General features: G+C 72.1%; 4 protein-coding genes. 2 read left to right on the top strand and 2 right to left on the bottom strand.

Going from position 1 to position 4,996, the window contains the following annotated elements; genetic code table 11:
- Positions 1-94: 94 nt before the first annotated feature.
- Entirely contained in the window at positions 95-1,327 is a 1,233-nt protein-coding gene (locus E1266_RS35535) for an MFS transporter (RefSeq protein ID WP_243719301.1), read from the top strand.
- Between the two features lie 9 nt (positions 1,328-1,336).
- Here E1266_RS35535 and bioA read toward each other — a convergent pair whose 3' ends face one another.
- Both bioA and E1266_RS35525 read right to left on the bottom strand, forming a co-directional pair.
- Complete coding sequence (gene bioA, locus E1266_RS35530) at positions 1,337-2,650, bottom strand: adenosylmethionine--8-amino-7-oxononanoate transaminase (RefSeq protein WP_132054718.1); 1,314 nt, start codon at positions 2,648-2,650, stop codon at positions 1,337-1,339.
- Positions 2,647-4,113 carry a CCA tRNA nucleotidyltransferase gene (locus tag E1266_RS35525; RefSeq protein WP_132054716.1) on the bottom strand — a complete coding sequence of 489 codons (1,467 nt, stop codon included), beginning with the start codon at positions 4,111-4,113 and terminating at the stop codon, positions 2,647-2,649. Before E1266_RS35525 ends, bioA begins: the two co-directional genes overlap by 4 nt.
- Positions 4,114-4,494: 381 nt before the next feature.
- Here E1266_RS35525 and E1266_RS35520 point away from each other — a divergent pair.
- A partial coding sequence (locus tag E1266_RS35520) for a YbaK/EbsC family protein (protein WP_132054714.1) occupies positions 4,495-4,996 on the top strand: 502 nt, incomplete at its 3' end.

Raw genomic sequence — 4,996 nt, 5'->3', positions numbered from 1 at the left:
GGCATAGGGTGACCTGGTGCGGTCGGGTGAGTTGCGGGAGATTCTGCGGGGGCGGGATTTTCGGCGGCTTTATGGCACGCGGCTCGCGTCGCAGTTGACCGACGGGGTCTTCCAGGTGGCGCTCGCGGGGTACGTGTTCTTCTCGCCCGAGCGGCAGACGACCGCGGCGAAGGCGGCTGCGGCGTTCGCGGTGACACTGCTGCCGTACTCGGCGCTCGGGCCGTTCGTCGGGGTGTTCATCGACCGGTGGCGGCGGCGGCAGATCCTCGTGTGGACGCCGGTGCTGCGGGCCGCGCTGGTGCTGCTCGTCGCGGCGCTGGTCGCGGCGGGGCAGGACGGGACCGCCTTCTTCCTCGGGGTCCTCGTCGTCCTGGGCGTGAACCGGTTCTTCCTCGCGTCGCTGTCGGCGGCGCTCCCCCATGTTGTCCGGCGCGACCAACTGGTGACGGCGAACGCCTTCTCCGTCACGTCCGGGACGGTCATCGCGTTCGTCGGGGCCGGGGTCGGTTACCTGCTGCGGCAGGTGTTCGGGGCGGGGGACGCCGGGACGGCGCTCATCCTGGTGGCGGCGGCCGGGCTGTTCCTGATGGCGGGCTCGATCGCGACGCTGCTTCCGAAACGGCTGCTCGGGCCGCACCCGGCCGAGGACCCCGTGTCAGGGCCCGCGCAGCCGGACGCGCCGCGGCTCGTCGAGGCGCTCCGCGTCGTCCTGGACGGCCTGGTCGACGGGGCGCGGCACCTCCGGCGGCGGCCGGCGGCGGCCCTGGCGCTCGGCGCGATCTCCTTCCACCGCTTCCTGTACGGCGTCGTCCTGATCATGACGCTGCTGCTGTGCCGGAACCACTTCGCCGATGACCCGGACGAAGGGCTGGAGACGTTCGCGCTGATGCTGGGCGTGTCCGGCGCCGGGTTCTTCGCCGCGGCGCTCGTCACGCCGGCGGTGGTGCGGCGCATCGGCAAGCGGGCGTGGGTGGCGGTGCTGTTCGCTGCGGCGGCGGTGAGCCTGCTGGCGCTGGGCATGCCGTTCGCCGAAGGTCCCTGGGCGGCGGCCGCCTTCGCGTTGGGCGTCGTGTCGCAGGGCGTGAAGCTGTGCGTCGACACGACGCTGCAGGAGGGGGTCGAGGACGCCTACCGGGGCAGGGTGTTCGCCGTCTACGACATGCTCTTCAACGCGGTCTTCGCCGGTGCCGCCGCGGCGGCCGCGACATGGCTGCCGGTGGACGGACGCGCCGGCGGCACCCTTCTCGCGGTGGTCGCCGCGTACGCCGTCGGCGCGGTCTTCTACTGGTCGGTCACCACGCGCAGGCCCGCGCGGGCACGCCGCTGACGCGTCCGCTCACAGGGATTCGGCGATGGCGTGCAGCGCGGCGGCGATGTGCAGGACCTCGTCCTCCGTGCAGACGTACGGCGGCATCGTGTAGACGAGCTTGCCGAACGGGCGGAGCCAGACGCCGTGCGCCATGGCGATCTCCTGCGCGGACGCGACGTCCACCGGCTCCCGCGCCTCCACGACCCCGATCGCGCCGAGGACGCGGACGTCGGCGACACCGGGGAAGTCCGCCGCGTCGTGCAGCTCGGCCGTGAGGATGGCCTCGATGGCGTCGACCTCGTCCCGCCAGTCGCGCGACAGCAGCAGGTCGATGGACGCGGACGCGACGGCGGCGGCCAGCGGGTTGGCCATGTAGGTCGGGCCGTGCATGAGGGCGCCGGCCTCCCCCGACGTGATGCCGTGGGCGACCCGGTCGGTGCACAGGGTGGCGGCCATGGTCAGGTAGCCGCCGGTCAGCGCCTTGCCGAGGCACATGATGTCGGGGACGACCTCGGCGTGGTCGCAGCCCCACAGCTCGCCCGTCCGGCCGAAACCGGTCGCGATCTCGTCGAGGACGAGCAGGACGCCGTGCTCGTCGGCGATGTCGCGGAGGTGGCGCAGGTACTCGGGCGCGTAGAAGCGCATCCCTCCCGCGCCCTGGACGATCGGCTCCACGATGATCCCGGCCAGCTCGCCCGCGTGCTCGGCGGCCAGCCGGGACACCTCGTCCAGGTACGCCTGCTCGGGGTCCGCCGAGTAGCCGAGCGGGGGAGCCGGCGCGAACACGTGCTCCGCCAGGACGTCCCGGAACAGGTGGTGCATCCCGTTGACCGGGTCGCAGACGGCCATGTCGCCGAACGTGTCGCCGTGGTAGCCGCCGCGGACGGTGAGCAGCCGGTGCCGCTCGGGACGCCCCTGCGAGCGCCAGTACTGCAGCGCCATCTTGATCGCGACCTCGACGGCCACGGACCCGGAGTCGGCGAAGAACACCTTCGTCAGCGGCTCCGGGGTGATCTCGACGAGCCGCTCGGCGAGCCGGACGGCGGGCGGGTGCGTGAGCCCGCCGAACATCACGTGCGCCATCTTGCCGAGCTGCCCGGTGACGGCCGCGTTCAGCTTCGGGTGGTTGTAGCCGTGCACGGCCGCCCACCACGACGACATCCCGTCGATCAGCTCGGTGCCGTCCGCCAGCGTCAGCCGCACCCCCGACGCGGAGACGACGGGAAGCGCGGGCGCCGGGGCGGGAATCGGCGCGTAGGGGTGCCAGATGTGCTCCCGGTCGAACTCCAGCATCCGCTCGGTCTCCCGCGGGCTCATCCGCCCGAGCTGCAGCGGGATCATTCCCCGGACCCCTCCGCCGGGACGATGCCCTCGGCGGCGGCCCAGCGGCGCAGCTCCTCCGCCGCGGCCTCCTTGCCGATCATGCCGCGGTCGAGGCGCAGGTCGAGCAGGAACCGGTACGCCCTGCCGACGAGCGGCCCCGGCTTGATCCCGAGGATCTCCTGGATCTCGTTCCCGTCGATCTCGGGACGGATCGCGGCCAGCTCCTCCTCCTGCTCCAGCCGCTCGATGCGCGCCTCGAGGTCGTCGTAGGTGCGCCGCAGCCGCTCCGCCTTGCGCCTGTTGCGCGTGGTGCAGTCGGCCCGGGTCAGCTTGTGCAGCCGGGACAGCAGCGGCCCGGCGTCGCGGACGTAGCGCCGGACGGCCGAGTCGGTCCACTCGCCGGTGCCGTAGCCGTGGAACCGCAGGTGCAGCTCCACCAGCCGGGACACGTCGGCGACGACGTCCTTGGGGTAGCGCAGCGCGGTCAGCCGCTTGCGGGTCATCTTCGCGCCGACGACCTCGTGGTGGTGGAACGAGACCCGTCCGCCCGGCTCGAACCGGCGGGTGCGCGGCTTGCCGATGTCGTGCAGGAGCGCCGCGAGCCGCAGGATGAGGTCGGGCCCCTCCTCTTCCTGCGCGATGGCCTGCTCCAAGACGATCAGCGAATGCTCGTAGACGTCCTTGTGCCGGTGGTGCTCGTCGATCTCCAGCCGCAGCTTCGGCAGCTCGGGCAGGACGTGCGCGGCGAGGCCGGTGTCCACGAGGAGCGCCAGCCCCTGCCGCGGGTACTCACCGCAGACGAGCTTCGACAGCTCGTCCCGGACCCGCTCGGCGGAGACGATCTCGATGCGGGCGGCCATGTCCGTCATCGCGCGGACGACGTCCGGCGCGACCGTGAAGCCGAGCTGCGAGGCGAACCGGGCGGCGCGCATCATCCGCAGCGGGTCGTCGCCGAAGGAGTCCTCGGGCCTGCCGGGCGTCCGCAGGACCTTGTCCCGCAGGTCGGTGAGCCCGCCGAACGGGTCGACGAACTCGTGCCCGGGCAGCCGCGCCGCCATGGCGTTGACCGCGAAGTCGCGCCGGCGCAGGTCCTCCACCAGCGACGTCCCGTACGACACGACGGGCTTGCGCGACTTCGGGTCGTAGGACTCGCTGCGGTAGGTGGTGATCTCCAGTTCGACGCCGTCCTTGCGGAGGCCGACGGTGCCGAACTCGATGCCGATCGTCCAGTGCGCGTCCGCCCAGCCGCGGATGATCTCCAGGGTGCGCTCGGGCGGGGCGTCGGTGGTGAGGTCGACGTCCTTGGTCGGACGGCGGAGCAGCGCGTCCCGGACGGGGCCGCCGACCAGGGCCAACTCGTGCCCGGCCGCCGCGAACCGGGCCCCGAGATCGTCGGCGACGGGCGCGATCCGGCGCAGCAGCTCGGCGATCGCGGTGCGCCGCGAGGACTCGGGTGTCACGTTCTGGTTGGGCACGGCCATCGAGCGTATTTCCTTGCGAGACGGGCTGACAAAGGACTTTCCGATGATCGGCGGGGCCCGCGCGCGAATCCTTGCGGGGCCGAAGAAGGACGGGACCCTTCACATGCCGCGATCCCCGGGTTACGTTCTGGACACCCCGATGACGCCATCGCGACCGCCGGTGAGCCCTCCGCACGACAACGGTAGCGGGACACAACAGGGCCACGGCCCGCCGCATGTGCGGCTGCGGCGCATCGCGAGTGATTTTGCACGACGTATGGCGAGGGTTAAACCGGACGTCTCGGGTATGTGGGGATATCCCTCGCAGAATGCGATCCAGGGGGACACAGGGAAACCAGGCACGGGGGTGAGCGGGGCGACCCCCGCGGGATGGAGCCGAAGATGAAGGACGCTCTGACCATCCACCGCGCGCTACTCGAATGGGAGGCCGTCCACGAGATCGTGCGACTGCCCTTCGCGCTCGCCCACGCCGACGAGCTCCCCAGAGCCCTCGGCCTGCCGCCCGAACGGTGCCTGGTGACGCGCGTCTACTCCTGCGACGACGCCTTCGGCGACCAGCGCTTCCTGACCGGCGTGATCGTCCCCGCGGGCGGCCGCCCCTCCACCGACGCGGTCCGCGCCACGGTCGGAGCGAAGACCGTCCGCCCGGCCCACGCGGACCTGGTCAACGCCGCGACCGAGTACGCGGCCAACCTGGTCTGCCCCCTCCTCCTCCCGGACGACATGCCCGTCTTCGTAGACCAACGCGTAATGGACGCCCTCCCACCCGACGACGTCGTCTACACGGCGACCGGCGAAGCCTCCACCGCCCTGGGCATCCGAGCCCGCACCCTCTACGCCCTGACCCACGCCAAACCAGCCGACCTGACCACCCCCAAAACCC

The organism is Actinomadura sp. 7K534 (genome assembly GCF_004348575.1).
GTDB classification, from domain to species: Bacteria; Actinomycetota; Actinomycetes; order Streptosporangiales; family Streptosporangiaceae; genus Spirillospora; species Spirillospora livida.
This window is presented reverse-complemented; position numbering and strand designations above follow the sequence as displayed.